21 protein-coding genes are annotated in these 26283 nt (G+C 71.0%); 8 read left to right on the plus strand and 13 right to left on the minus strand.

Going from position 1 to position 26283, the window contains the following annotated elements:
- Positions 1-57: 57 nt before the first annotated feature.
- The 8 genes from HLH21_RS08730 to hpnA all read right to left on the minus strand — a co-directional run bounded on the left by HLH21_RS08730 (position 58) and on the right by hpnA (position 10907).
- On the minus strand, positions 58-2583 hold the full coding sequence (locus tag HLH21_RS08730) for a glycosyltransferase family 2 protein (RefSeq protein ID WP_182943350.1): 2526 nt from the start codon (positions 2581-2583) through the stop codon (positions 58-60).
- 159 nt (positions 2584-2742) lie between these two features.
- Complete coding sequence (locus tag HLH21_RS08735; RefSeq protein ID WP_246379435.1) at positions 2743-3414, minus strand: phosphorylase family protein; 672 nt, start codon at positions 3412-3414, stop codon at positions 2743-2745.
- A gap of 65 nt (positions 3415-3479) precedes the next feature.
- Complete coding sequence (shc, locus tag HLH21_RS08740; RefSeq protein ID WP_182943354.1) at positions 3480-5471, minus strand: squalene--hopene cyclase; 1992 nt, start codon at positions 5469-5471, stop codon at positions 3480-3482.
- A 70-nt stretch (positions 5472-5541) separates the two neighbouring features.
- On the minus strand, positions 5542-6855 hold the full coding sequence (hpnE, locus tag HLH21_RS08745; protein ID WP_182943356.1) for a hydroxysqualene dehydroxylase HpnE: 1314 nt from the start codon (positions 6853-6855) through the stop codon (positions 5542-5544).
- 4 nt (positions 6856-6859) lie between these two features.
- Positions 6860-7744 (minus strand): presqualene diphosphate synthase HpnD, encoded by an 885-nt coding sequence (hpnD, locus tag HLH21_RS08750; RefSeq protein WP_182943358.1) that lies wholly within the window; start codon positions 7742-7744, stop codon positions 6860-6862.
- Positions 7745-7773: 29 nt separating this feature from the next.
- Positions 7774-8676 (minus strand): squalene synthase HpnC, encoded by a 903-nt coding sequence (gene hpnC, locus HLH21_RS08755; RefSeq protein WP_246379465.1) that lies wholly within the window; start codon positions 8674-8676, stop codon positions 7774-7776.
- 44 nt (positions 8677-8720) lie between these two features.
- Complete coding sequence (locus tag HLH21_RS08760; protein ID WP_182943362.1) at positions 8721-9899, minus strand: glycosyltransferase; 1179 nt, start codon at positions 9897-9899, stop codon at positions 8721-8723.
- Positions 9900-9911: 12 nt separating this feature from the next.
- Positions 9912-10907: a hopanoid-associated sugar epimerase gene (gene hpnA, locus HLH21_RS08765; protein WP_182943364.1), complete on the minus strand. Its 996-nt coding sequence runs from the start codon at positions 10905-10907 to the stop codon at positions 9912-9914.
- Positions 10908-11096: 189 nt separating this feature from the next.
- Here hpnA and HLH21_RS08770 point away from each other — a divergent pair, with 189 nt between their 5' ends.
- Positions 11097-12155: a lysylphosphatidylglycerol synthase domain-containing protein gene (locus HLH21_RS08770; RefSeq protein WP_182943366.1), complete on the plus strand. Its 1059-nt coding sequence runs from the start codon at positions 11097-11099 to the stop codon at positions 12153-12155.
- Positions 12156-12168: 13 nt separating this feature from the next.
- The gene (locus HLH21_RS08775) at positions 12169-13077 is read left to right on the plus strand and encodes a prephenate/arogenate dehydrogenase family protein (RefSeq protein WP_182943368.1); all 909 of its coding nucleotides are present in this window, start codon (positions 12169-12171) and stop codon (positions 13075-13077) included.
- Positions 13078-13113: 36 nt separating this feature from the next.
- Here the strand turns inward: HLH21_RS08775 and HLH21_RS08780 are convergent, their stop codons facing one another.
- The 3 genes from HLH21_RS08780 to HLH21_RS08790 all read right to left on the minus strand — a co-directional run bounded on the left by HLH21_RS08780 (position 13114) and on the right by HLH21_RS08790 (position 17594).
- Positions 13114-14748 (minus strand): NAD-dependent malic enzyme, encoded by a 1635-nt coding sequence (locus tag HLH21_RS08780; RefSeq protein ID WP_182943370.1) that lies wholly within the window; start codon positions 14746-14748, stop codon positions 13114-13116.
- A gap of 72 nt (positions 14749-14820) precedes the next feature.
- Positions 14821-15486, minus strand: coding sequence for a histidine phosphatase family protein (locus tag HLH21_RS08785; RefSeq protein ID WP_182943372.1), 666 nt, complete (start codon positions 15484-15486; stop codon positions 14821-14823).
- Positions 15483-17594 (minus strand): hypothetical protein, encoded by a 2112-nt coding sequence (locus tag HLH21_RS08790; protein ID WP_182943374.1) that lies wholly within the window; start codon positions 17592-17594, stop codon positions 15483-15485. Before HLH21_RS08790 ends, HLH21_RS08785 begins: the two co-directional genes overlap by 4 nt.
- A gap of 134 nt (positions 17595-17728) precedes the next feature.
- On the opposite strand from HLH21_RS08790, the gene rfbB reads away from it, so the two are divergent.
- Genes rfbB through HLH21_RS08815 form a run of 5 tightly spaced genes read left to right on the plus strand, consistent with a single transcriptional unit; the run spans position 17729 to position 22195 of the window.
- Positions 17729-18787: a dTDP-glucose 4,6-dehydratase gene (gene rfbB / locus HLH21_RS08795; protein WP_182943376.1), complete on the plus strand. Its 1059-nt coding sequence runs from the start codon at positions 17729-17731 to the stop codon at positions 18785-18787.
- Positions 18788-18810: 23 nt separating this feature from the next.
- Entirely contained in the window at positions 18811-19689 is an 879-nt protein-coding gene (gene rfbA, locus HLH21_RS08800) for a glucose-1-phosphate thymidylyltransferase RfbA (protein WP_373319549.1), read from the plus strand.
- A complete protein-coding gene (gene rfbC / locus HLH21_RS08805) occupies positions 19686-20240 on the plus strand; it encodes a dTDP-4-dehydrorhamnose 3,5-epimerase (RefSeq protein ID WP_182943380.1) in 555 nt (184 codons plus the stop codon). The genes rfbA and rfbC overlap by 4 nt, the downstream gene beginning before the upstream one ends.
- Positions 20237-21148 (plus strand): dTDP-4-dehydrorhamnose reductase, encoded by a 912-nt coding sequence (gene rfbD, locus HLH21_RS08810; RefSeq protein ID WP_182943382.1) that lies wholly within the window; start codon positions 20237-20239, stop codon positions 21146-21148. The genes rfbC and rfbD overlap by 4 nt, the downstream gene beginning before the upstream one ends.
- A gap of 12 nt (positions 21149-21160) precedes the next feature.
- Positions 21161-22195: a glycosyltransferase family 2 protein gene (locus HLH21_RS08815; protein WP_182943384.1), complete on the plus strand. Its 1035-nt coding sequence runs from the start codon at positions 21161-21163 to the stop codon at positions 22193-22195.
- Between the two features lie 187 nt (positions 22196-22382).
- On the opposite strand, the gene HLH21_RS08820 is transcribed toward HLH21_RS08815, so the two are convergent.
- Together HLH21_RS08820 and HLH21_RS08825 are read right to left on the minus strand one after the other, a co-directional pair.
- On the minus strand, positions 22383-23582 hold the full coding sequence (locus HLH21_RS08820; protein WP_182943386.1) for a DUF1501 domain-containing protein: 1200 nt from the start codon (positions 23580-23582) through the stop codon (positions 22383-22385).
- Between the two features lie 2 nt (positions 23583-23584).
- Positions 23585-24892, minus strand: a complete 1308-nt coding sequence (locus tag HLH21_RS08825; protein WP_182943388.1) for a DUF1800 domain-containing protein — start codon at positions 24890-24892, stop codon at positions 23585-23587.
- A gap of 165 nt (positions 24893-25057) precedes the next feature.
- On the opposite strand from HLH21_RS08825, the gene HLH21_RS08830 reads away from it, so the two are divergent.
- Positions 25058-26233, plus strand: coding sequence for a GGDEF domain-containing protein (locus tag HLH21_RS08830; RefSeq protein ID WP_182943390.1), 1176 nt, complete (start codon positions 25058-25060; stop codon positions 26231-26233).
- The last annotated feature ends 50 nt before the right edge of the window (positions 26234-26283 follow it).

Genomic DNA, 26283 nt, shown 5'->3' on the forward strand with positions numbered 1-26283 from the left:
AAGGACATTGACCCGTGTCAAGCCGGCCCCACCGCGCGGCAGGACCCGAGGGCCGCATCAGGCGGGTGGAGCCGCCGGGTCCACCAGGTCGAAGAACGGTTGCAGATCGACGGTGAAATGGCGGGAGTAGGCCGGGTCGTTGCGATAGATCGGCCGGTCGCCCCATTTTTCCTGCATGAACTGCGTTTCCGCGAAGAAACGGGCCTCGGTCTCGGGCCGGTTGTCGCTGCCACGCGACAAGCTTTCGTGATGATGGGCGACGAATTCGTTGCACTGGATGATGCGATAGCCGGCCTCGCGCACGCGCAGGCACAGATCGACGTCGTTATAGGCGACGGTCAGGTTCTGTTCGTCGAACCCGCCGACGGCGCGGAACAGGTCGGCGCGGATCAGCATCCCCGCCGCCGTCACGGCCGAGACCTCGTGCGAGAGCTGCGCCCGCCCGATGAAGCCGTACTCGTTGCCGTCCAGCCCGCGATGCACATGCGCCGCCACGCCGGCCGGCCCGACCACGACGCCGACATGCTGCACCGTGTCGTTGGGGTAGAGCAGCTTGCCGCCGACGACGCCGATATCGTCGCACGACATCGCCTCGTTCACGATCGTCTTCAGCCAGCCGGCATCGCGGACGAAGACGTCGTTGTTCATGAAGAAGTAGAAATCGGCGTTGCTCTCCCGCGTCGCCAGATTGTTCAGGCGGGAATAGTTGAACCCCTCCTCGACCGTCAGGACGCGGATGCGGGGGGTGGCGGCCATTTCGGCGCAGAACAGTTCGGCCTCGCGCGTCAGGGACCAGTTATTGACCAGGACGATATCGTATTTGCGATAATCGGTCGTCGCCAGCACCGTCTCGACGCATCGGCGGGTGATGTCGATCTGGTCCTTGAACGGGATGATGACGGTGACCGAGGGCTGGGCGCGCGGGGCCTTCCAGTCCACGCGATACAGGGTCAGCCCCCGCAGCGACGACACGCTGGCCTTCTTGCCGACCCGCTTGAGATGATCGCCGACGCAGCGGACGCCGGCGTCGATGGCGTAGGTCTTGTTCCCGATCGCCACCGCCGTGGAATTCGGCGTCTTGCGCCAGTGATACAGGATTTCCGGCACATGATGGATCTGCCCATGCGCGACCGCCTCGGTCAGCCGCAGGACCAGATCGTGGTCCTGCGCGCCGTCATACTCCGAGCGGATCTCGCCCACCGCGCGCATCACGGCGGCATCGACCATCAGCAGGTGGCAGATGTAGTTGCAGCCCAGAAGATAGCGATAGTTGAAGTCGGGCTTCAGGTTCGGCTCCAGGAAATAGCCGGCCTGGTCGATCTTGTCCTCGTCCGAATACAGGATTTTCGCCCCGGTCCGGCGCGCGTCCGCCACCATGACCTCCAGCGCCACATCGACCAGCAGGTCGTCATGGTCGAAGAAGACGATCCAGTCCCCCCGCGCCGCCTTCAGCCCCGCGTTGGTCGCCCCGGCGATGCCGAGATTCTTCTTCAGCGGCACGGAGCGGATACGGGAATCCGCCCGGCAATAGTCCTCGATCCGCGCCGCCACCTGAACGGATTTCATCCCGTCATCGACGATAATCAGTTCCCAGTTCCGGTAGGTCTGCGCGATGACCGACTCCACCGCCGCGGTGAAATCGCTCATTTCCGGCTTGTAGGTCGGACAGATCACGCTGACCAGCGGTTCGGCCTCGGGGTGTCCGTCCGCCACGCGCCGTGCGGCCACGCGGGCGCGCAGGCTGTCGTAATAGGCGCGCGCCCAGCGGTCGTAATCGCCCAGATTGTAGCCCGGGCTTGGGATCAGATCGACCATCTGCCGCCGCAGGGACGTGATTTCCCCATGCAGGCGCGCGATGGTCGCGGACAGATCGAGCAGCCGGCCTTCGAGCTGGTCGGTGACGATGGACGTCTCGACCGGACTGCCGCCCAGTTCGACATGATCGGGCATGGCGAAGAAGCGGAACCGCACCGCGCCGAACCGGCGGCGGGAATTGGGCACCACGAGTTCGAACCCGCAATTGGCCTCGCCGCCGATGGCCGCCGTCACGTCGCCGCGATAGCGATCGGCCCGCACCTGCGCGATCGGGGCATCGTCCATCGTCACCAGGACATGGCAATGGCCGCCGACCTCGCCCGTCAGCGTGTCGATCCGCTGGATCCAGCCCCGCAGCGCCCCGGATTTCAGCCCGTCGACGAACGAGCGGTATTCGTATTTCGAGCGGATCCGGAAGCTGCAACTGTCGCCGAGCCGCGACGGATCGTCCGCATCCAGCGTCGGCACCACCGAGCGGTCGGGAAAGCGCAGCGACAGGCTGTGCGGGCGATCGTCGATGAACTGGTCGGGAATGGGAAAGGCGAAGCCCAGGTGGGTGGCGGTGGTGCCCAGGATCTGCTGCACGTCCGGACGGGGCTGCCCGCACCGGATCGTCCCGACCTCCTGCTCGTCGATCAGGACATGAAGTTCCGTGACATCGTCGGGCGCGTTGGCGTCGAACGCCCACCCCATCGCCAGCCTGCCCGTCACGCCATCGAAATGACCCTGGAAATTCGTCGCCTGACGAAGCGGAACCGGACTGGACATGCACCCTCTTTTCAGACAGGCGAGGCCGCCACGGAACGCGATCTCCGTCATGCGCCTCGCCGGACAAATCCGACGGGCCCCAGCACAGACGCGAAACATTGAAATTAAATTAAAGGGATCGGCCGAAATATCGGGCCTCGCCCGACCTTCCCTTGGCGCCTACGACGTCTGCAAAAAGCGCCCACGCAGAAAGGCGATGGCCCGCGCCCGCGCCCGCGCCGCGTCGCGGCCCAGCGCCACCAGGGCCGGAATCTGCCAGGGGCGGCGCAGGACGCTGGCCAGGATGCGGCCGAGGCCGATGCCGCCGTCCGGTCCCAGCGCCAGCACCGCCGCCGGCGGCAGGCTGCGGTTCGCCGGATCGCAGACCACGCGCAGCACCGCGAACGGCACCCCGGCGCTGGCGCAGGCCCCGGCGACGATGCCGCTTTCCATGTCCAGCCCGGCGCAGCCCGTGCGGCGGAAGCAGGCCCCCTTGCGCCCGGCGGTCACCACCACATCGTCGCTGTGCAGCAGGTCCGCCGGCACGATGTCGGGGCGGCCGTCGCCCAGCCAGGCCAGCCAGGCCGGATCGGCCGGCAGGCGCCGCCCGTCGGGCAGCAGGACATGGCGCGGCGCCAGGACCGCGCCGGGCCGCAGGGCCGGGTCCAGCCCGGCCGCCAGCCCGAAGGACAGGATCGCGTCCGCCCCCGCGTGCAGCAGGCGCGCCACGGCGGCCTCGGCCCCCGCGCGGGTGGCGCCGCTGACGCCGATGGCGGCATGGGGGGCGAAGGCGCGGATCAGCGCGGCCTCGGCCTCCATCCCCACCACGATGCCCGGCCGCGCGGCCGGCATTCCACCTGGGCTATTACCCTGGCCCGCCGCCGTGTCGCGCGCCGCCCCCGCCCCGTCCGGCGCCATCAGAAGCCGAACGCGACGTGGCGGCTGTTGCTGGAAGCCAGGTTGCGATAGCGCGACAGCGCCATCAGCGGGAAGAACTGGCGATAGCCGTGATAGCGCAGGTAGAAGACCTTGGGGAAACCCACCGCGTTGTACGGTTCCTCGTCCCACTCGCCGTCCGCGTTCTGCATCCGCGTCAGGAAGGCCATGCCGCGCGCCACCGCCGGGTCGCCATGCTGGCCCGCCGCCATCAGGCCCAGCACCGCCCAGGCGGTCTGCGAGGGCAGGCTTTCGTGGTAAATGCCGGGGGTGGCGCCTTCGTACGACGCGCAATCCTCGCCCCAGCCGCCGTCCTCGCGCTGGACGGCGCGCAGCCACTCCACCGCCCGGACCATCGAGGGGTCGTCATGCGCCACCCCCGCCGCGTTGTAGGCGCACAGGACCGACCAGGTGCCGTAGATGTAGTTGGTGCCCCAGCGCCCGAACCAGCAGCCTTCCTTTTCCTGGTCCGACCGCAGGTAGGCGATGCCGCGTTCGATCACCGGCCGGTCCTCGGGGTGGCCGAGCTGCGCCAGGAACGAGATGCAGCGCGCGGTCACGTCCGCCGTCGGCGGATCCAGCAAAGCGCCGTGATCGGCGAAGGGAATGTGGTTGAGGAATTCGAGGTTGTTGTCGATATCGAACGCGCCCCAGCCGCCATTGCTGCTCTGCATCCCGATGATCCACTGGCGGGCGCGTTCGATCGCCTCGTCATTCGCGGGGTCGCCCTCGCGGTGCAGCAGCATGCCGACCACCGCCGTGTCGTCGACGTCGGGGTAATGATCGTTGCGGTACTGGAAGGCCCATCCGCCGGGCGCCACGTCCGGGCAGTTGATGGCCCAGTCGCCCTTGACGTCCAGGATCTGCCGGTCGCGCAGCCAGCCGGCGGCGGCGGCCAGCTTCTGGCGCGTTTCCTCGGGCCGGACGCCCTCGGGGCCGGACGCGGCCTCGATCATCGCGTGGCCGGCCAGGCCGGTGTCCCAGATCGGCGACACGCAGGGCTGGCAATAGGTTTCCTCGCCGTTCTCGACCAGCAGGTTGCGTACCGCCTCCCACGCCGTGGCGGCGCGCGGATCGCTGTCGGGCACGCCCAGCGCGCGGTACATCATCACCGTGTTGGCCATGGCGGGATAGATCGCGCCCAGCCCGTCCACGCCGTTCAGGCGGGGTTCGATGAAATCGACGGCCGCCTTGATCGCGCGGCGGCGCGTGGCCTCGGGGATCAGTCGTTCCGCCGGGCGCACCAGCTTGTCGACATATTTGAACACGCGGCCCAGCGGCGAGCGGTACGGCCCGCGGATCCAGTCGTGGATGCGCGACGGCGGGGTGACGAACAGTTCCGGCACATGCACGCCGCGCGGGTTGAGCGCGCGCGGCCGCAGCGCCGCCAGCACCAGCAGCGGCGCGATCACCGTCCGCGACCAGTAGGACATGTTCCACATGGAAAAGAACGCCTTGCGCGGCAGCAGCACCAGTTCCACCGGCATGGCGGGCGTGGCATGCCAGGGCACCTCGCCATACAGCGCAAGCTGGAAGCGGGTGAAGACGTTGCTGCGCTCGGCCCCGCCATGGTCCAGGATGGCGGCGCGGGCGCGCGCCATGTGCGGGGCGTTTATATCGTCGCCGATGGCCTTGAGCGCGAAATACGCCTTCACCGACGCCGAGATGTCGAACTTGCCGCCGTAATACAGCGGCCAGCCGCCGTGCTCGCCCTGGATGCGGCGCAGATAGACGCCGATGCGCGCCTGCAACGCGGGGTCGATCCGGTCGAGGTAGTGTTCCAGCAGGACATATTCCGCCGGAATGGTGGCGTCGGCCTCAAGCTCGAACACCCAGTGCCCGTCGTCGTTCTGCCGCCGGCCCAGCGCCGCGTGGGCGCGGTCCGTGGCGCGGTCGATGTCCGCCATCGGCACAATCGGGTCCCGTGCGGCGGGGCGGGAGAGATCGAGGGTATCGGTCGCGTTCGGCATCATTCCACGTTCCCCGCCATCCGGCGCGGGCCTGTCCAAATTTCCTGTCCGGAGGGGATCGGCGCGCCGCGCATCACCCCGTCGCCCGGGCGGACCGCCCGCGCGCACGCAGGACGCGTATCGCAGTCGCCCCGGATCTCATTGCACCTTCGATTGTTGCGGGCAACCCCGTGGCCGTCCAGTCCCCGGCCAGCAGCAGGTTGCCCAGCGCCGTTTCGCATCCCGGACGCAGGCGTTCCTGCGCCGGGGTGGCGGCGAAGGTGGCGCGCTTTTCGCGCACCACGCGCACCGGCGGCATCGCCACCGGCAGGGGGCCGGCCAGCGCGGGGTCGAGGGCGATGCGGACCTCGTCCCAGATCGTCGCCGCCAGCGCGTCCGGGTCGCGGTCGGCGTAGCGGTTGGCGGCGCTGACGGTGACCGACAGCACGTCGCCCTTGACGAACACCCATTCGCCGATCCCGCCGACGATGCCGATAAAGCGCGCCTGCCCCAGCGCGCCCAGCGCCAGGGGCGGAACAGGCATGCGGAAATGGACGTTCAGGATGCTCTCGAACGCATCCGGCGCGGTGAAGCCCGGCACCTTGCCGGCCAGCAGGCCCGCCGCCACCGGCGCCGGCACCGCCAGGATCACCGTATCGTCCGGCCCCACCGGCACCAGCCGCCCGGGCAGGCGCAGGCCGGTCACCCGCCCGTCCGCGACCTCGACCGCGGCGACGCGGCAGCCGGTCTCGACCTCCGCCTTCAGCAGCGACAGATGCGCCAGCGCCGGATCGACGAAGCTTTCCGACAGCCCCACCTCGGGGAAGCAGGGGATGCAGGCGCGCCCCCCCTTGGCCAGGCTTTCGCGGATCACCGCCCCCAGCAGGGCGGCACTGCCGGTATCGCACGGCGTGTTCAGCGCCGAGACCGCGAACGGCGCCAGCAGGCGGGTAGCCAGCATGCCGGGCGACAGGCAGTCGGCCACCGTTTCGTCCGGGCCGGCCTGGGTCAGGCGCGTCAGGCCACGGATTTCCGACAGGCGCATGCCGGGCACGCGCCGGCGCTTCGACAGCAGCCAGAACGGCACCCGGCCCCGCGACAGGTCCAGCGTCCAGCGCGACCGGTCGCCAAGATCGACGAAGGGAAAGATCGGCCGGCCGGGGCCGGTCAGGCTGCGTTCCGCCCCGATCAGGCCCAGATAGCGGAACACCGCGTCGTTCGCCGACAGCAGCAGATGGTTGCCGTTGTCGATCCGGCAGCCCAGATGCCGGTCTTCGTACGACCGGGCGCGGCCGCCGCAGGCCGGCCCGGCCTCGTAGACCGTGATCCGCACCCCGCTGCCCGCCAGTTCGACCGCCGCCGACAGGCCCGCCAAGCCGCCGCCGACGATGTGGACATGTCCCGTCATGCGGTCAGCCTACCAGCGCGCGCGCCGCGATCAGCAGCTTGCGCGGCCGCGACAGCGACACCCGCCGTTCCGGCGTGCGCCAGCCCTGCTTTTCCTGCGCCGCCAGAATCGCCGCATAGGTGGCGCCCATCAGGCGGGCCGGCCGCATGGCCTGCCGGTCGCACCGGCCCATCGCCCGGTAGGCGGCGCGGAAATGATCGCGCGCGCGGCCGGCCAGCACCCGGCACACGCCGTCCAGCCGGCGGGCGCGCGCCACGCGGGCGGGGTCGGCGGGCACGTCGAAGCGCGCCAGCAGTTCGCGCGGCAGGTACAGCCGCCCGCGCGCCGCGTCCTCGGCGATGTCGCGCAGGATGTTGGTGATCTGCAACGCCCGCCCCAGATGGTAGGCCACGCGGTCGGCCTCCGCCGAACTGTCGCCGAACACCCGCACCGACAGCCGTCCCACCGCCGAGGCCACGCGGTCGCAATACAGGTCGAACGTCGCTTCGTCCGGGGCGACGATGGGGCCGGCGGCATCCATCATCATGCCGTCGATCACCGCGTCGAAATCCGCCTGCCGCAGGTCGAACCGGCGGATCACCACCCCCAGCACGCGGTCCAGCGCATCCTCGGTCCGGCCCGCATACAGGCCCGCGATCCGCTCGTGCCAGGCCCGCAGGCGGGCGCACCGGTCCTCGGCATCGCCTTCCTCATCGTCCGCCACGTCATCGACCAGGCGGCAGAACGCATAGACGGCATACATCCCGTACCGCCGGTCCGCCGGCAGGATCCGCATGCCCTTGCCGAACGACGTGCCCGACGCGGCGACCACGCCCTCGACCTCCGCCAGGTCGGCGGGGTCGCACCCCAGGGGGGGCGCATCCGCCGTTCGCCCGCGTACAAATCCCATTCCCGCCTTCCCGTTCAAATCCCGCGTCCTCACACCAGCACCCGCAACGCGCCCAGGCCCGCCTTTGCGACGTCGCCCTTCGACAGCTTCACCCGCCCGGCCACCGGGTCCTCGCGCCGCAGGCGTTCGGTCAGGCGATGGGCCAGGCCGACGATCACGGCGCTTTCCAGCCGCATGCGCCGGTCCCGCACCAGGCCGGGCAGGCGCGCGGCCTCGCGGTTGAGCCTGTCCACCTGGTCCAGCAGGGCGTCGATCACCCGACGCAGGCCGGGGGACACGCGGCTGGCGCCCAGGTCGTCCAACGACGCCCCTTCGCGCTCCAGCCACGGCAAGGGCAGGTAGCAGCGATCGAGCACGCGCAGGTCGTCCGCGCAGTCCTGAAGGTGGTTCAGCACCTGCAACGACGTGCACAGCGCATCCGACGGGCCGAAGGTGGCCGCGTCCTCGCCATGCAGGCCCAGCAGGAACCGGCCGACCGGATTGGCGGAATAGCGGCAATACTCCACCAGCTCGTCCCAGGACTGGTACCGCCCCTTCACCGCGTCCTGGCGGAACGCCACGATCAGGTCGGTGGCGGTCGTCACCGGCACGCCGGTCAGCGCCAACGCCCGCCCCACCCGCACCGCCGTCCGGGCGTCGCGGCGCGGCGGGGCCTGGCGGCGGCCCAGCACCACGTCCTCCATCGCGTTCAGGCGCGCGATCTTGGCGTCGGCGTCCAGCCGGTCGGTATCGACGATGTCGTCGATCACCCGGGCGAAATCATAGTACGCATGCACATGCGGGCGCAGCCGCCGGCTGATGAGCAGCGACCCCACGGGAAAATTCTCGTCCGACGCGCCCTTGCCGGACGACACGTCCTCCGTGCCCCACACGGCGTCCAATGCCGGGGTCCCACTGTTGTTCGGGCTGGCGTTCACGTCCTGTCCTGTCATCATCGTCATGCGGGGCGGACACTATCGCGTGCCGTGGCCTCTGCCTACCGTCCGCCGGGGACGCCGTCACCAGCCCCGGTCGGGTCGGTGTAGGCGCGGCTTTTCCAGACCACGCCGCGTCCGCGATGATGGTCGATGGCCGAGCCGATGGTCGCCGCGGTGTAGAACACCGCCACCAGCGGCAGCAGCGGCGCCCAGGCCGGCGACAGGCGGAACCGGCGCAGGGTCGGCAGGAACGACGCCATCGACGCCCCCCAGGCCAGCACCCCCAGCAGGCGCGTCGCGCCATGGCCGGACAGGGCGAACAGCATCGGCGCGATCCAGACCAGCACCATGCCCAGCACGGTGCCCGCCAGCAGCACCGGCGAATAGCGCAACTGCACATAGGCGGTGCGCGCCACCATGCGCCAGATGTCGCGCGGATGCGGGTAGGGGCGGATCGAGCGGGCCAGCCGGCTGTGACCCAGGTACAGCCGGCCGCCGCTGCGCTTGACGCGCACGGCCAGGGTGCAATCGTCGATCAGCGCGCCGCGCAGCGACTCGATCCCGCCGATGCGCGCCAGCGCGCCGCGCCGGATCAGGATCGACCCGCCGGCGGCCCCGGCCACCCGGCTGCGCGGATCGTTGACCCGCGCGAAGGGATAAAGCAGCGCGAAGAAGAAGACGAAGGCCGGGACCAGCATCTGTTCGGCCACGCTCTGGCAGTTCAGCTCCACCATCTCGGACACCTGGTCCAGGCCGTCGGCCTGCGCCTTGGCGACCAGGGTGGCGAGGTGGAGCGGATCATGCTGGATGTCCGCGTCGGTCAGGAACACGAACCCCTCCTCGTCGGGCACCTGCCGCCGGGCCTCGGCCACGCCCTGCGCCACCGCCCAGAGCTTGCCGCTCCATCCCGCCGGGCGCTCCTGCCCCGTGATGACCGTCAGGCGGCCCAGCGGGTCGGGCACCGCGCGGGCCAGGGCGCCGGTGCCGTCCGTGCTGTTGTCATCGACCAGGATCAGGCGCAGCGGTCCGGGATAATCCTGCCCCAGCAGCGAGGCCACGCAGGCCCGCACCGACTCGGCCTCGTCCCGCGCGGGGACGACGATGCAGACGGCGGGCCAGGCAGCCCCGTCCGGCCGGGCCGGGGCGAGGATCGGGCCGGCCTGCCAGAACCGGCCATGGAAGAAGACAAGGACGACCCAGATCAGGACTGACAGCAGCGACAGGACCAGCCAGAGCATTCGATCGAATCCTTACCCCAGCATGCCGCTCTGGCGAAACCAGGCGACGGCGTCGGACACCGCCACGCGCGCCGGGCGGGGGGCGTAGCCCAGTTCATGCTCGGCCTTGGCCGAGGAAAAGAACATCTTCTTGTGCGACATGGCCAGCATCTCGCGCGTGACGCGGGGCGCGATGCCGAAGCCGCGCGACAGCCATTCCGAGACGACCGCCACCGGCCAGATCACCGATTGCGGCAGGCTGATGCGCGGCGGCCGCACGCCGGCGATGTCCGCCGTCATGGCGAACAGGTCGCGCAGCAGGTAATTCTGGCCGCCCAGGATGTATTTCTCGCCCACGCGGCCGCGTTCCAGCGCCAGCGCGTGCCCCTCGGCCACGTCATCGACATGGACGATATTGACGCCGGTATCGACATAGGCGGGCATCTTCCCGGCGGCGCAGTCCAGGATCATCTGCCCGGTCGGCGTCGGCTTGATGTCGCGCGGCCCCACCGGGGTCGAGGGGTTGACGACCACCGCCGGCAGGCCGCGTTCGCGCACCAGGCGCAGGACCTCCTGCTCGGCGCGGTATTTGGACCGCTTGTAGATCCCGATCACCGCGTGTTCGTGCACCGGCGTGGTCTCGTCCGACACGCTGCCGTCGCCGATCAGCCCCAGCGCCGCGACCGACGAGCAATAGACGATGCGCTCCACCCCCGCCTCCTGCGCCGCGATCATCAGCTGCCGGGTGCCCTCGACATTCGCCATCATCATCGGCGCCGGGTCGGGCACCCACAGCCGGTAGTCGGCGGCGACGTGAAAGACGTAGCGGCAGCCCTTCACCGCCGCCGCAAAGCCCGCCGGCGCCGACAGGTCGCCCTCGACCAGTTCGGCCGGCAGGTCGCGGATGTTCGTCAGGTCCGCCCCCTTGCGCGCCATCAGGCGCAGCGAATGCCCACGTTCGAGAAGGTTGCGGGCAACGGCCGAGCCGACAAAACCGGTCGCACCGGTCACAAGCGTGGGGGCAGTCATGATGCGGCCGGGTGCTCCGATAACGTGAGAAGGCGCGCCCTGGGGAAACCTTCGGGCGACGGGGGTTCATTTATCCCGACACCTCATGGTGGCGCCAGACCCTGCTGTGGTGTAAGTCAGGCCCAACCCATGCGCCGGAACGCCCCGTCAAGGACGCTCGTGGCGCGGCAGACGAAGTGCGATCCATCCTTGAAAAAACTCACGATCCTGCTGGCCTTCCTGGGACTGGCCCTGATTACCGGTTGTACCGCGTGGCTGGGCGCGGGGTCGGTCGTGAAGGCCGTCCTGTCCATCGGACTGGTCGGATTCGGCGCCACCGTGCTGGCCCAGCTTGCGGTTGACGCAATCCTGGGTCTTGCCTGGCACGCGGCTTGCCGCGAGATCGGGCTGGGGCACCTGACGGGGTCGCGCATGGTGCGCGACGCTGCGGCGACCTGCCTGCCGTTCTCGCAACTGGGCGGCATCCTGGTGGGCATCCGCGCCACCTGCTCGGGCCTGTCGCAGGGGCGGGGCGGCCGCCCTGTCGAATGGCCCGAGGCCGCCAGCGCCAATATCGTCGACCTGACGACCGAGGTGCTGGGCCAGATCGTCTTCGTGCTGGTGGCCGTCGTCTTCCTGGTCGCGCACCAGCAATCGAGCCCGTTCGCCAAGCCGGTCATCATCGGCACCGCCCTGCTGGCCCTGGGCATCGGCGGCTTCATCTGGACGCAGCAGCATGGCGGCACCATCCTCAAGCGGGTCGCCCGGGGGCTGAGCCGCAACATCGCCTCGCAATGGCACAGCGCCATGCTCAGCAGCGCCGACACCATGCAGCAGCGGCTGGACGAGGTCTGGTCCCATCCCGGCCGCATCGCCCAGGCCGCCCTGCTGCACGTGGTCGCCTGGATGGGCAGCGCGGTCACGGTGTGGGTGGCCTATTATTTCCTTGGCGCGCATCTCAGCTTCACCGGCGCCATCGCCATCGAGGGCGTGGCCTGCGGCATCATGTCGGCGTCGTTCCTGGTCCCGGCCGGGCTGGGCGTGCAGGAAGCGGCCTACATGGCGCTGGGCTCGGCCTTCGGGATCGACCCGTCGCTGTCGCTGGGCCTGTCGCTGCTGCGGCGGGGCCGGGACCTGGTGATCGGCGTCCCCGTCCTGCTGCTGTGGCAGGCGTCGGAAATGCGCCTGCTGCGCCAGCGCGAACGCGCCATCCCCCCGGCGCGCGAACAGAAGCCGGCCGCCTATGCCGCGTCGGAACGCTCGCGCTGAAACAGGCCCCGTCATGACCGATTCCATCACCGCCTCCCCCGCCCCGCTGTTCCGCAGGCTGGCCATCATCGGCCCCGGCCTGATCGGCTCGTCCATCCTGCGCCGCGCGCGGCAGGACGGCACGATCGCGGCCCGGCTGGTGGCCTGCGACATCAGCCCCGACGTGTGCCGCCGGGTGGCGGAACTGGGCCTGGCGGACGAGGTGGAGCACGACCCGCTGCGCGCCGTCGCCGACGCCGATTGCGTGATCCTGTGCGTGCCCGTGGGCGCGATCGCCGAGGTCGGGGCCCATATCCTGCCGGCGATGAAGCCCGGCGCCATCCTCAGCGAGGTCGGATCGACCAAGCTGTCGATCCTGACCGCCATCGCCCCGGCGCTGCGCCCCGACGTGCCGTTCGTGCCGACGCACCCGATGGCCGGGACCGAGCATTCCGGCCCCGACGCCGGCTTCGCCACCCTGTTCGACGATCGCTGGTGCCTGCTGACGCCGCTGCCCGAAACGCCGGCGGCGGCGACGGACCTGATCGTGGAGATGTGGCACCGCATGGGCGCGCGCACCCGCATCATGGACCCGGCCCATCACGACCGGGTCTGCGCGATCGTCAGCCATCTGCCGCATCTGCTGGCCTTCACCATCTGCGGCACCGCCGACGACCTTGCGGACGAAACCCGGTCCGAAGTGCTGGATTTCGCGGCCTCGGGCTTCCGCGACTTCACCCGCATCGCGGCGTCCGACCCGGTGATGTGGCGGGACATCTTCCTCAACAACCGCGAGGCGCTGCTGGAAATGCTGGCCCGCTTCATGGAGGACGCGCAGGCCATGGCCCGCGCCATCCGCTGGGGCGACGAGGAATTCATCGTCGACCGGATCGAGCGCGGGCGGCATATCCGCCGGAGCCTGATCGAAAACCGCCAGGCCTGATCTCGGGCGGCGCCCCGACCTTTCCGCCCGCCGGTCTCAGTCCGCCAGGTCGTAGGCCGGACTGTAGGTCATGCCCTCGATCCACGAGCGGATATCGGCGGGGCGGTCCACCTGCGCCATGCCGGACTCGAAGATATATTCGGCCAGGCGGCAGGCCGAGGTGATCTGGACCTCCAGGATCTGGCTTTGCGGCGGGTAGAGCATGCCGCGCGCCTGCGCCGTCACATCGACCTGGTCGGCCAGGGCGTGCGCGGCCTCGATAATCAGGGCGTCGGTCATCAGGCGCGGCCGGGTGGCGTAGGTCGCCAGCCCCAGCCCTGGGAAGATGTAGAAATTATTGGCCTGCCCGGGGCGGAAGACGGCCTCGCCGCGCGTGACCTGCGGAAACGGCACCCCCGCCGCATACAGCGCCCGCCCGTCCGACCAGGCATAGGCCTGTTCGGCCGTGCATTCGGCATGAGGGATCGACAGCGGGAAGATCACCGGACGCACGTTGATTTCGGCCATCAGCGACACGACCTCGCGCGTGAAGGCCCCGCCGGCGGTGGACACGCCGATCAGCACGCTGGGGCGCACCCGGCGGATGGTGGCGGGCAGGTCGCGCGTGGGCTCGGCCGTGTGGGCGTAGCGGCGCTGCTCGTCGCTCAGGTCGGTGCGCGAGGGCTCGACCAGCCCCCGGACGTCCATCATGGTGATCCGCGCCCGGGCCTCGGCCTGCGACAGGCCCTCGGCCTGCATCGCCTTCACCAGCAGGTCGGAGGTGCCCAGCGCCGACGACCCCGCGCCGAGGAACAGGAACGTCTGGTCCGACAGTTTCTCGTCCTTGATCCGCAGGGCGGTAATCAGGCCGGCCAAGGTCACCGACGCGGTGCCCTGGATGTCGTCGTTGTAGCACAGCACGCGCTCGCGATACTGCTCCAGGTAGCGGATGGCGTCCGTTCCCTTCCAGTCCTCGAAATGGATGCAGCAGGCGGGAAAGACCTCCTGCACGGCGTCGACGAATTCCGCGACGAACGCATCCAGTTCGGCCTGTGGCGGCGGCTCGCGCCGCAGACCGAGGTACAGCGGATCGGCGCGCAGGGCGGCGTTGGTGGTGCCGATGTCAAGCTGGATGGGCAGCGTGGTCTGCGGCGGCACCGCCGCGCAGGCGGTGTAGAGCTGCAGCTTGCCGATGGGGATGCCCATGCCGTTGGCGCCGATGTCGCCCAGCCCCAGGATGCGCCCGCCGGTGGTGACGCAGATGAACCGCACGTCGGCGACCGGCCAGTTCCGCAGGACCTCGGCCAGGCGGCCCTTCATCTCCAGGCTGAGATACATGCCCCGGGGGCGACGATAGATGTGGCTGAAGGCCTTGCAGGCCTCGCCCAGGGTGGGGGCATAGACGATCGGCACGAAACGCGCCGGATCGGACATCAGCACCTTGTAGAACAGGGTCTCGTTCCGGTCGACCAGCGCGGACAGGTAGATATAGCGTTCCAGGTCGGTCGGCTTGGCGTCCAGATGGCGCAGGGCGCGTTCCGCCTGCCGGTCCAGCGTCTCGATCTGCGGGGGCAGCAGGCCCTCCAGCCCGTAGGCGCGCCGTTCCTCGCCGGTGAACGCGGTGCCCCGGTTGAAGGCGGGGTCGTTCAGCAGCGCCGTGCCGCGCAGGCTGTGGTGGGCGGATTCGTTCATTTTTATCGCTCTCCCTGGAATTATATGGCCTTGTCGGGCGGCCTTTTTTGAATCATCACGGGCGGGGCGGCGTCAGACCCCCGGAAGTTCGTTGACGGTGACGATGCGCCAGGCCTCGGGGAAGCGTTCCACGATCGTCAGCGACAGGTTCTGGATCGAGAAATGCAGGGCCGTATCGGCATGCACGCGCAGGGCATGCGCCAGCGCCGCCCGGATGGCCCCGCCATGGCTGACCACGACCATGTCCCGTCCTTCGTGCCGGCGCGCCAGGCGATCGAGGGTTTCGCCGACGCGGGCGCAGACAGTCAGCATGCTTTCGCCGCCGGGCGGGCATTCGGTGGCCGACACCGACCAGAACAGATGCGCCGGCAGCGTCAGGCAATCGGGCAGTTCGTGATGGCGCAGCCCGTGCCATTCGCCCATCGACTGTTCGGTGAAGCCGGGTTCGACCGTCCAGTCCGTGGGGCCGTAGCCGGCCTCCTGAATCGCCTGGGCCGTCCGGTGCGTCCGCCCCAGCGGCGAGGTGAACCACAGCGCCTCGGGCGGCAGGCGGGCCGCCAGCGCCTCGTACATCGGGCGCTGGGCGATCAGGCTGTCGGGGCAGAGCGGCACGTCCAGCGACCCGTAGAGCCGCATCCGGGCATTTTCCTCGACCAGCGCGTGGCGGATCATCCAGAAGCGGGTCACCCCCGGCTGGAGTTTTGGGGTGTCGAGGAAATGGCCGTGATTCTGGGTCATGCGGGCGGATCCGATCGGCAAGGGGGCAATTTCACATCGGCATCCATAACCGGATACGGGGCGTAGGTCTGTACCGGCGCGGCCCCGGCGATGGCCGGCCAGTGCCGCAGGATCAGCCCGATCTTGGCCACGACCCGCAGCGCATCGCCGATTTCCCGATCCATGCGCCTGTCGGGAACCAGCCCGTCGTGCGAGGGCTCGCCCGACACCAGGCGCGCCCCGGCCGAGAGACGCAGCGCCCCCGCCAGCCCGTCCGCCCGCCCCGCGTGCGGCAGCGGAACCGGCTGGCCGACATGGCACAGCAGGCCCGCCAGGGCGCGGTCGGCCTCCGGCGGGACCAGCCGCGACAGGTCGGTGTTCAGCCAGCGATAGAGGGCGCGCGCGTCCTCCAGCGACAGCGGCGCGAACGACGCGCCGGGCGCCGCCGGGTCGCGCACGAAGAAGGACAGGATGGTCGGCCGCGCGTCCCAGGCATCGGCCAGGGGCGGCCGGAGGGGCGCGGGCGCCGGCAGGCGCGCGAGGTCGGGGCTGGCGTCGATGGCCTGCTCGACCACCGTCAGGAAGCGGTCCAGCCGGTCGCGCACCACCGCGCGGGGGATGGCCTGCAAGGCGGTCATTTCCGCCAGCGCCGCCGACCAGCGCAGGGCCAGGCCGATGTTCTCGCCCACGGGCAGCACCTGCCCGGCGGGGCAGTCGGGCCACGCCCCCCGATGGCTGTACTGCGCCAGGCCCGCCGGCAGGCGCCCGTCCGCCAGCCGCGCCGCCACCCGCGCAGGCAGCAGCAGCGCGCCGCAGAAGGGCGGCCCGGTGAAGAATTTGGACCCGGTGACCATCACCATCCAGCCACGGTCCAGATAGTCGCGCACCCGGCAGGGGTCCAGCCGGGCCTGGCAGGCATCGACCACGATGTCGGGCGGCGGCCCGTCCCAGGCCATCAGCCCGTCCAGCACCGCCATCCCCGGCGCCAGCAGCCCGGTCTTCGACAGGTCCAGCCGGTGCAGCAGCACATGCCGCCCGGCGGCGCGCGCCTGCCGCGCCAGCACCGCGCAGTCGCGATCGACGTCGCCGGCCGGGCGCAGCGCGCCGTCGGGGCCGCGCAGGGGCACCGACAGCAGCATCGTATCCGCCGGAAAGCCGTCGATCAGCCCGCCCTGCCGCACCTGCGCGCCCAGCGCGGTGTCGTTGGCGAAATGGCAACCTTTTGCCGCTAACGGTACGCCACTCCCGGTTTCCTCGGGGGCCAGAAGGATGTTGCTGACGGGATGTCCACCAGAAGCCAGCGCAGCCAGGACCAGAGCGTCCAGTTCGCAGTCCGTTCCGGACGGGGCCAGGACCACGCCCTCGTCGTCGGCCAGATGGAAATACGCCGCGATCCGGGCATGCAACTCGCGCACCAGCGCCGCGCGCGCGGCCTCGCCCCGCCCGGCCATGCCCTCCGTCACCAGGCGCAGGCGCGCGGCCTCGGCCCCCGCGAAGCCACGTTCGGACAGGGACGAGGCGGTGGAGGAGGCGAAGGTGACCGCCCACGGGCGCGGCCGGTGCGAACAGCCGTAATGGTTGAGCCCGGTCGCCGGATCGACGGCCAGGCGGGCATCCCCTCCTTCGGCCATCAGGGCTTCGGCCGGGCCCAGCAGGGGCCACAGACCGGCCAGCAGCGCCCGCAGGGCGGCGAAGCCATCGGCCGGCGCCTCGGTCGCGGGTTGCAACGGGGCCAGCATCCCCCACACCACCCCGAGGCGGGCGGCGGTGGGCGGGGCGTCGCCCGCCATGTCGGCAAGCCATTCCGCGCCTGGGGGCCGGCTGCCCTCCGCGACGTCGAGGGCCCGGAACAGGGCGGCGGTACGGGCCGCGCACAGTCCCGCCAGGACCGGGTCCACCGACGGGATTTCCAGCAGCCGGGCCAGCTCCAGCGCGTGGCGCAGGAAGGCCGACGCGACGCCGGGCGACGCCAGGCAGGGCGCGCCCAGCACCACCCCGCCATCGGCGCCGACCCGGAACGGCGCCTGCAACGCCGGGTCCAGGGCGATACGCCGCGCGCCCGCGATCACCCGCAGGTCCGGACGTTCGAGGACAAGGATCAGGTCCTGGGTCAGCTGTTGGGCAAGCACATGAACATCCCTGTTGTCGCCCTCATTATGCGCGCAGGCGCCAGAGCCATCAAATCGTTCAGCAAATCGGTCATCACGGCCGCCGCCCGGCGGACACGCGGGGCGGCGCGGATCTCTCGAAACCGGGGGCTTTCATGCGGATTATCGTGACAGGCGGGTGCGGGTTCATCGGATCGGCGGTGGTACGCCACCTGATCGGGTTCACAGGGCATGAGGTGGTCAATGTGGACTGCCTGACCTACGCGGCGTCGGCGGCCTCGACGGCGGCGGTGGCGTCCGATCCGCGCTACCGCCACGTGCGGGCCGACATCTGCGACGGGGCGGCCATGCGCGCGATCCTGGCGGCGCATCGCCCCGACGCGGTGATGCATCTGGCGGCGGAAAGCCATGTCGACCGGTCGATCGACGGGCCGGGGGCGTTCGTGCGGACCAATGTCGTCGGCACCTGTACGCTGCTGGAGGCGGTGCGGGAGTACTGGTCGGGCCTGAATGCTGCGGCGCGCGCGGCCTTCCGCTTCCACCATGTCTCGACCGACGAGGTATTCGGCACGCTGGGCCCCGGCGACGCCCCCTTCACCGACGCCACGCCCTACGACCCGCGCAGCCCCTATTCCGCCACCAAGGCGGCATCGGACCATCTGGTGCGGGCCTGGCAGCATACCTACGGCCTGCCGGCCTTCGTCAGCAACACCACCAACAATTACGGCTTCTGGCACTTCCCGGAAAAGCTGATCCCGCTGGTGATCCTCAACGCCATCGCCGGACGGCCCCTGCCGGTCTATGGCGACGGCGCCCAGATGCGCGACTGGCTGTTCGTCGACGACCATGCCGAGGCCCTGGTGCTGGCGGTGGAGCGCGGCCGGCCGGGCGAGACCTACGCCATCGGCGCCCGCCAGCCCCGCACCAACCTGGAGGTGGTCCGCGCCATCTGCCGCGAACTGGACGTGCTGCTGCCCGAACCGGCCGGCCCGCGCACGCGCCTGATCCGCCATGTCCCCGACCGGCCCGGACACGATTTCCGCTACGAGATCGACCCGTCGCGGGCCGAGGCCGCGCTGGGCTGGACCGCCCGCCACGGCTTCGACGACGGCATCCGCCGCACGGTGCGCTGGTATCTGGCGCATCGCGACTGGTGGACCGCCCTGCAGGCCCGCCACGACAGCGGCCGGCGGCTGGGCGTGGTGGCGGCATGAGCGCGCCGCCGGTGGAGACCGCGATGAAGGGCATCCTGCTGGCCGGCGGGTCGGGCACCCGCCTGCACCCGATGACGCTGGCGGCCAGCAAGCAGTTGCTGCCCGTCTACGACAAGCCGATGATCTTCTACCCGCTGTCCACGCTGATGCTGGCGGGCATCCGCGACATCATGATTATCTCGACCCCCGCCGACCTGCCGCAGTTCGCCCGCCTGCTGGGCGACGGGTCGCACTATGGCGTGCGCTTCACCTATCGCGTGCAGCCCACGCCCGACGGCATCGCCCAGGCCTTCCTGATCGCCGGCGACTGGCTGGACGGCGCGCCGTGCGCGCTGGCGCTGGGCGACAACCTGATCTTCGCCGACCATCTGGGGGTGCTGCTGCGTACGGCGGCGCGGCGCACCGAGGGGGCGACGGTGTTCGCCTACCAGGTCCGCGACCCCGAACGCTATGGCGTGGTCGCCTTCGACGGGGACGGGCGGGCCTGCGCCCTGGTCGAGAAACCCGACCAGCCACCCTCGAACTGGGCGGTCACCGGCCTGTATTTCTACGATGCCCGCGTCGGCGACCTCGCCCGCCGGATCCGGCCCTCGCCGCGCGGCGAGCTGGAGATCACCGACCTCAACCGGATCTATCTGGAAGAAGGCCTGCTGCATGTCGAACGGCTGGGCCGGGGCTGCGCCTGGCTGGACGCGGGCATGCCCGACAGCCTGATGCAGGCCGGGCTGTTCGTGCAGACCATCCAGTCCCGCCAGGGCATGCTGGTCGGCTCGCCCGGCGAGGTGGCCTTCCGCATGGGCTATATCGACGCCGCCCAGCTCCGCACGGTCGCCCAGGCGGTCCACAAGACCGAGCTGGGCCGCCTGCTGCGGGACCTGGCGGATGGGGAGGTCGCGCGATGAAGATCGCACGGCTGGCCCTTCCCGACATCGTCCTGCTCACCCCGCAGCGCTTCGGGGACGAGCGGGGGTTCTTCTCGGAAACCTACAACGCCGCGCGGATGGCGGCGGCGGGGATCGACGCCGTCTTCGTGCAGGACAACCACAGCCTGTCGCGCCGGCGCGGCGTGGTGCGCGGCCTGCATTGCCAGGTGCCGCCCCACGCGCAGGGCAAGCTGGTGCGCTGCACGCGCGGCGCCATCTGGGACGTGGCGGTCGATGCGCGGCAGGGCTCGCCCGGCTTCGGCCAATGGGTCGCCGCCGAACTGACCGAAGACAACGGGTCGCAGCTCTGGATTCCGCCGGGCTTCCTGCACGGATTCTGCACCCTGACCGACGATGCCGAGGTGCAGTACAAATGCACCGACGTCTGGAACCGCGACTGCGAACGCTCCGTCCGCTGGGACGACCCGGCGCTGGGCATCGCCTGGCCGGTGGCCGCCGGGGACGCCCTCCTGTCGGACAAGGACGCGGCCGCCGCCCCCTTCGTCGCCCTGCGGGACGGGTTCCGATGAGCCGCGCCGACCTGCCGGCCGGCCCCATCCTGGTGGTCGGGCGCCAGGGGCAGCTGGCGACGGCGCTGGGCCGGTCCGGCGACCGGCGCATCCTGTGCCGGGGGCGGCCCGACCTCGATTTCGACCGGCCGGAGACGATCCCCGCCGCGCTGGCGGCGACGGCGCCCGCGCTCGTCATCAACGCCGCCGCCTGGACGGCGGTGGACGCGGCCGAGGACGACGCCGACGGCGCGGCGCGGGCGAACCGCGACGGGCCGGCCCTGCTGGCGATGCTGTGCGCCGGGCGCGGCATCCCGCTGATCCATGTCTCGACCGACTACGTGTTCGACGGCACCAAGGGCGCCCCCTACCGCGAGGACGACCCGATCGCGCCGCGCACCACCTATGGCCGCACCAAGGCCGAGGGCGAACAGGCGGTGCTGGCCGCCCATGCCCGCGCGATCGTGCTGCGGACGGCCTGGGTCTATGCCGCCCACGGGCGGAATTTCGTGCGGACCATGCTGAATGCGGGGGCGACGCACCCCACCCTGCGGGTGGTGGGCGACCAGCAGGGCAACCCGACCAGCGCGGACGATTTGGCCCGGGCGATCCTGGACATCGTGGCCGCGATCAGGGCCACCGGATGGCGCGACGCCTATGCCGGGATCTTCCACGCCGTCGGCAGCGGCGCCACCACCTGGCACGGCCTGGCCACCGCCGCGCTGGAAGACCCGGCGCGCCTGGGACGCCCGATGCCGGACATTGTCCCCATCGCCACCGCCGACTGGCCGACCCCGGCCCCCCGGCCCCGGGATTCCCGCCTGAACTGCACCAAGCTCCACCGAACCTTCGGCATCCGCCTGCCCTACTGGCGCGACAGCCTCGCCCGCACGGTTTCGGCCATCATGGCCGCCGACCCCGCGCCCTAGACCGGCCGGCCGATGGACGCGCTCCGTTTCATCGACGACCTCGCGCCCGCCGGCAGCCTGTCCGGGGCCGAGGCGGCCGGGGATCATGCCGCCCTCGCGCCCCGACGACCGGCGGGCGCGGCGCGCGCGCTTCCGGTGACGATCGTGCTGTCGGTTTATAACGGGGCGGCGTTCCTGCCGGCGCAGCTCCGCTCGATCCTGGCGCAGACCTGCACGAACTGGACGATCCTGTGGCGCGACGACGGGTCGTCGGACGGCTCGGCCGGGATCATGCGCGCATTCCAGCACGGCGCGGGCGCGGGCCGATGTGTCGAGATCGACGCGTCGGGCCGGCATCTGGGCATCGCGCCCTCCTATCTGCGGCTGCTGCGCGCGGCGCCACGCGGGTCGGTCATCGCCTTCGCCGACCAGGACGACGTGTGGCTGCCCGACAAGATCCGGCGCGGGCTGGACCATCTGGGCCGCCTGCCCGCCGACCGGCCCGCCTTGTATTGCGGGCGGCAGATCCTGGTAGACCGCGACCTGCGAACCATCGGCCTGTCGCCCGGCCACGCCGCCACGCCCTGCTTCCTGGCGGCGTTGACGCAGAATGCCGCGACGGGCTGCACCATCATGTTCAACGACGCCGCGCGGGCGGTGATCGAGGCCTGCGCCCCGCCGCCGCCGCCGGTGCTGCACGACTGGTGGGCCTACCTGCTGGTGCTGGGCGCGGGGGGCGTGGCGCATGTCGATCCCTGCCCGATGGTGCTGTATCGCCAGCATCCCGACAACGCCGTGGGCGCGCCGGGCCTGCCGGCCGTGCGCGCCCTGCGCGCGCTGCGGCGCGGCCCGCGCGCCTTCATGAACGTGTTCCGCCAGACTGTCGGCCAGTTGCTGGCCCAGGACGACGTGCTGACCGACAGCGCCCGCCGGGACCTGGCGCACATCGGCCGCGCCCTGCGCGGCGGCCACCGCGATCGGCTGCGCCTGCTCGGGGCGATGCCGGCGATGGCCCGTCACGGCGCGGTCGAAAACCTGGTGTTCCGCCTGTGGCTGTTCGTCGGGTAATACCAACCCACCTTGAGAGTGACGTATAACCAGGGCTCTGCCCTGGACCCGACAGGGCCTGAGGCCCTGCACCCCAATCATTTGATAACAAATGGGTTTCCAAAGGGCGACTGCCCTTTGGTGGGTCAAGGGCAACGCCCTTGGCGGGGACATCTCATGCGTCAGTCTTGCCGAAAGTTGTTATATATCAGGCCTGTAAGAGACCGTTCTCCGGCGTGACCGGGCTGCCGGGGAAAACGCGCTTCAGCGCCGCGCGGTTCAGGCCCAGGTGATCGCGCAGGACGCCGCTCGCCACCGCGCGCAGATCGGTGGTCGGCGCGAGGTCGCGGTTCTCGAAAAGCTGGTCCGGCCGCAAGCCCGGCCATGTGCCGCGCACGCGGCCCCCCGCCACCGGGCCGCCCAGCAGGAAGGCCACCGTGCCGGTGCCATGGTCGGTGCCGCCCGTGCCGTTCATCCGCACCGTGCGGCCGAATTCGGTCATCACCAGCACCACCGTGCGCCCCCAGGCCGGCCCGAGCGCGCGCCGCAGCGCCGCCAGCCCCGCGTCGAGCTGGGCCAGCGGGGCGTTCAGCCGTCCTTTCTGCGCGGCATGCGTATCCCATCCCCCCGCTTCGAGCGCCGCGACGCGCGGTCCGTGCGGGTCGGCCAGGATGCGCCCCGCCGCGTCGGCCAGGACCGCGAAGGCGCCGGGCCGGCGGCCATCGGGCGCGCGCGGCGCCCCGCCCCCCAGCACGTCGTCCGAAAAACCGCGCGCCTTCAACCCATTGCGGAATGCCGCGCCCGTTACGGGGTCGGCGGCGTTCAGCGCGGCGATGCGCGCATACAGGTCGTCATCCGGATGCTGCCCGGCCACGGGCGCGAAGCTGCCGACCCGCGCCGGGCCGCGCAGCAGCAGCGGCACAGTCAGCCCCATCGCCAGGCCGTTGCCGTCCACGCGCGACGCGACCCAGGGCAGGCTTGAGACGACGCGATTGAGCCAGCCGGTGTCCAGCCGTTCATCGGCGCCGCTTTCCAGATAATCCTGGGCGTCGAAATGCGAGCGGCTGCGATAATGCCCGGCAACGGCATGGATCGGCGTCATCTGCCCGGCCGCATAAAGGTCGTGCAGGCCGGCCAGCGCGGGATGCAGGCCGTAGAATCCCCCCAGGTCGCGCATGCCGCCCGCCTGGCCCGGTTCGGGCAGCAGCAGGTCGCGGCGCCAGGACGCCAGATCCGCATCGCCATAGGGCGTGACGACAGCCATGCCGTCCAGCGCGCCGCGCAGGATTACGACCACCAGGCGCGGATCGTCCGCGCCGGCGGCGGGGGCGGCGAGCGCCAGCGAGGAGCGGCCGAGCATCCAGCTCGCGGTCAGGCCGAGAAAGGCGGAGCGGCGACGGATCGGCATGTCTAGCGCCTCTGGAATTCGGGGGAGGAGAACAGCAGCGTCAGCCCGTCCCGCCGTGCGCCGGCATGGCGGATCGCCTCGATGGTGGCGGGGCGCAACGCAGGGCCGAGCGCCGCATGGGCGATGTCGAGCGGATCCGCGTCGGGGGCGAAGGCCGCAAGCCGGTACGACCAGTCCGCCCGCGCCAGCAGGTCGGCGGGCGCCGACCAGTCGGCCGCGCGGTCGCTCCAGCCATTGGGCAGCGGCGCCGTCCACAGGGGCTGCCCGAGCGAGGCGAAGCCGCCAAACAGGATATGCGCGGGCGCATGCGGGTCGCCCGGCGCGCTCGGCGCGCCGCCGAGACCCAGCGCGCGCATCGCCGCCGTCGCGAAATCCATCGGCGTGCGGAACTTGACGCCGGGCCGTCCGGCATCCGGCAGGTCGACCAGCGCCGCCGCGGCCGCCCCCAGATCGCCCTGCGTATCGTGCAGCACGCCCGCGACATGCGCCACATCGCGCGGCGGCGGCGTGTCCGAGACGAACTGGCCCACCATCCGGGTCGCGATATGGCGGTAGGTCGCGGGATGGGTGCCGAGGAAGCGCAGCGCCTGCACGCCCCCCTCCTCGCCTTCGGGAAAGACGCGGCCCATCAGCGTCTTCTCGCCCGGCTCATGCGCGGCGGGCCGAAAGACGAAGCCGGGCCGATCGGCCTTCATGTCCACGCCCCACCCGGTGAGGATCGCGGCGAAGCTCGTCACGTCCGCCTGGCTGTAGCCGGCCAGCGGCGAGACGGTGTGCAGCTCCAGGCACTCGCGCGCCAGATTCTCGTTCAGGCCGCGATGGCGCCGCAGCCCCGCGCGGCTGTTCGGCCCGATCGACGATATATTGTCCAGATAGAGCAGCATGGCCGGGTGGCGCATGACCGCCAGCAGCAGGTCGGAAAAGCGCGCGGTCACGTTCGGGCGGATCGCTTCGCGCATATAGGGGCCGGCGACCGCGCGGGTGCCGCCCTGTCGCATGCTGACCGTGAAATGATTGCACCAGAACCAGGCCAGGCGCTCGCGGAACGGCTGTTCCGTCAGCAGCAGGGCGTCGAGCTGCGCCGCGACCTCGGCCGCGAACAGCGGCTTGACCAGAGGATCGCCCGGCATCCTGTCCCGCCGCTGCCGGCGCAGCGCGACCAGCCCGTCGGCGCTGTCGCCCAGGCCGGAAAAAATCGCCGCATCCGGGGCCGCGAGCTGCGCGCGCAGCCAGCCGCGCGGGTCGTCCGGCAGCGGCGCGTTGCCCCGCCGCCCCCAGCCGAACCCCGTCAGTGCGGCGGAACGTTGCATGACGGCCTCCATTCCATGCGATGGCGGCGATCCTACGGTGTAGAGTAGCCCGGACCAAGGCCCTGATGTATCGAAGCGGACGGGCAATCCCGACCGCTGCCCCGCCTCGATCGCCAGCCGGCCCCTGGACACCCCTCACCCGGATCGTGGACGAACGACATTCCGATGCTTCTGCCCCTGACCATCATCCTGGTGATCCTGCTGACCAGCAGCAATTATATCGGCGCGTGGCTGCAGGACCGCCGGCAGGTGGCGATGCTGTGGATGACGGCGTCGGCCCTGCTGGAGGCGGCGTCCTTCGCCGTCCGCATCCTGTGGTCGTCCCTGCCGGGGCTGATCCTCTCGACCGTGGGGGTGATGGAGGCGATCGGCTTCATCTGGATGGCCTGCCGGACGACGCGCGGACGACGGGTGCCGCCCTGGATGGTCCTGGCGCCGGGGGCGGCGGGGCTGGCGCTGTATCTGGCCCTGGGGTTTGGGGATCATCCCGACCTGCGGGTGGTCGCCAACAATCTGCTGGCCGCGCTGCTGTTCGCCACCGCCACGGCGGAATTGCTGCGGGGCGGCGGGGACAGGCTGGTCAGCAGATGGTGGGTCGCGGGTATCCTGGGCACCGAAAGCATGGTCTGCCTCGGCCATGCCCTGGTGGTCGCCCGGCTGTCCGGCGGCGATCCGGCCACCGACGCGGCGCATCGCGGGCTGCTGTTCATCGCCTTGTCCTCGCTGGTCCTGATGATGCTGCTCAGCGCCGGCATGGTGGCGCTGGTGAAGGAACAGACCGAACGGCACCATCGGCGGATGGCCGGGCTGGACGCCCTGACCGGCCTGGGCAACCGACGCCGCCTGAACGAATGCCTGGAGCACGCGGTGCCGCAGGCCGGCCGAAGCGGCCGGCCCCTGGCCGTCGTCATGATCGATGTCGATTGTTTCAAGGCCTACAACGACCGCTATGGCCACCTGGCGGGCGACGGTTGCCTGCGCGCCATCGCCGGCGCGCTGCAGGGCGGCCTGGTGCGGCGCAGCGACCTTGTCATGCGCTATGGCGGCGAGGAGTTCGTGGTGCTGCTGCCCGACACCTCCGCCGCCGAGGCGGTGCGGATCGCCGAACGGCTGCGCCTGGCGGTGCGCGGCCTGGGCCTGCCCCACGCGGGGCGCGAGGACGGGGTGGTCACGATCAGCCTGGGCGTGGCGGTGCTGGAACCGGGGGCGGGACCGATGGATGGCGCAGCCCTGCTGGGGGCGGTGGACCTGGCCCTGTACGAGGCCAAGCGGCGCGGACGGGACCAGAGCGTATCCTACCCGCACATGCAGCCCGAACCCGTCGCGATCACCGCACCGTAGCCACCAGAGCCTGTCTGAAAATGCGCGCCGGATCGCCGCCAGGATGCATT

The organism is Gluconacetobacter johannae (assembly GCF_014174305.1).
In the GTDB taxonomy this organism is placed as follows: domain Bacteria; phylum Pseudomonadota; class Alphaproteobacteria; order Acetobacterales; family Acetobacteraceae; genus Gluconacetobacter; species Gluconacetobacter johannae.

Coding starts and splice junctions, on each gene's coding strand:
- HLH21_RS08730 (WP_182943350.1), bottom strand. CDS start 2,583: ATGTCCAGTCCGGTTCCGCTTCGTCAGGCGACGAATTTCCAGGGTCAT.
- HLH21_RS08735 (WP_246379435.1), bottom strand. CDS start 3,414: ATGCCGGCCGCGCGGCCGGGCATCGTGGTGGGGATGGAGGCCGAGGCC.
- shc (WP_182943354.1), bottom strand. CDS start 5,471: ATGATGCCGAACGCGACCGATACCCTCGATCTCTCCCGCCCCGCCGCA.
- hpnE (WP_182943356.1), bottom strand. CDS start 6,855: ATGACGGGACATGTCCACATCGTCGGCGGCGGCTTGGCGGGCCTGTCG.
- hpnD (WP_182943358.1), bottom strand. CDS start 7,744: ATGGGATTTGTACGCGGGCGAACGGCGGATGCGCCCCCCCTGGGGTGC.
- hpnC (WP_246379465.1), bottom strand. CDS start 8,676: ATGACAGGACAGGACGTGAACGCCAGCCCGAACAACAGTGGGACCCCG.
- HLH21_RS08760 (WP_182943362.1), bottom strand. CDS start 9,899: ATGCTCTGGCTGGTCCTGTCGCTGCTGTCAGTCCTGATCTGGGTCGTC.
- hpnA (WP_182943364.1), bottom strand. CDS start 10,907: ATGACTGCCCCCACGCTTGTGACCGGTGCGACCGGTTTTGTCGGCTCG.
- HLH21_RS08775 (WP_182943368.1), top strand. CDS start 12,169: ATGACCGATTCCATCACCGCCTCCCCCGCCCCGCTGTTCCGCAGGCTG.
- HLH21_RS08780 (WP_182943370.1), bottom strand. CDS start 14,748: ATGAACGAATCCGCCCACCACAGCCTGCGCGGCACGGCGCTGCTGAAC.
- HLH21_RS08785 (WP_182943372.1), bottom strand. CDS start 15,486: ATGACCCAGAATCACGGCCATTTCCTCGACACCCCAAAACTCCAGCCG.
- rfbB (WP_182943376.1), top strand. CDS start 17,729: ATGCGGATTATCGTGACAGGCGGGTGCGGGTTCATCGGATCGGCGGTG.
- rfbA (WP_373319549.1), top strand. CDS start 18,811: ATGAAGGGCATCCTGCTGGCCGGCGGGTCGGGCACCCGCCTGCACCCG.
- rfbC (WP_182943380.1), top strand. CDS start 19,686: ATGAAGATCGCACGGCTGGCCCTTCCCGACATCGTCCTGCTCACCCCG.
- rfbD (WP_182943382.1), top strand. CDS start 20,237: ATGAGCCGCGCCGACCTGCCGGCCGGCCCCATCCTGGTGGTCGGGCGC.
- HLH21_RS08815 (WP_182943384.1), top strand. CDS start 21,161: ATGGACGCGCTCCGTTTCATCGACGACCTCGCGCCCGCCGGCAGCCTG.
- HLH21_RS08820 (WP_182943386.1), bottom strand. CDS start 23,582: ATGCCGATCCGTCGCCGCTCCGCCTTTCTCGGCCTGACCGCGAGCTGG.
- HLH21_RS08825 (WP_182943388.1), bottom strand. CDS start 24,892: ATGCAACGTTCCGCCGCACTGACGGGGTTCGGCTGGGGGCGGCGGGGC.
- HLH21_RS08830 (WP_182943390.1), top strand. CDS start 25,058: ATGCTTCTGCCCCTGACCATCATCCTGGTGATCCTGCTGACCAGCAGC.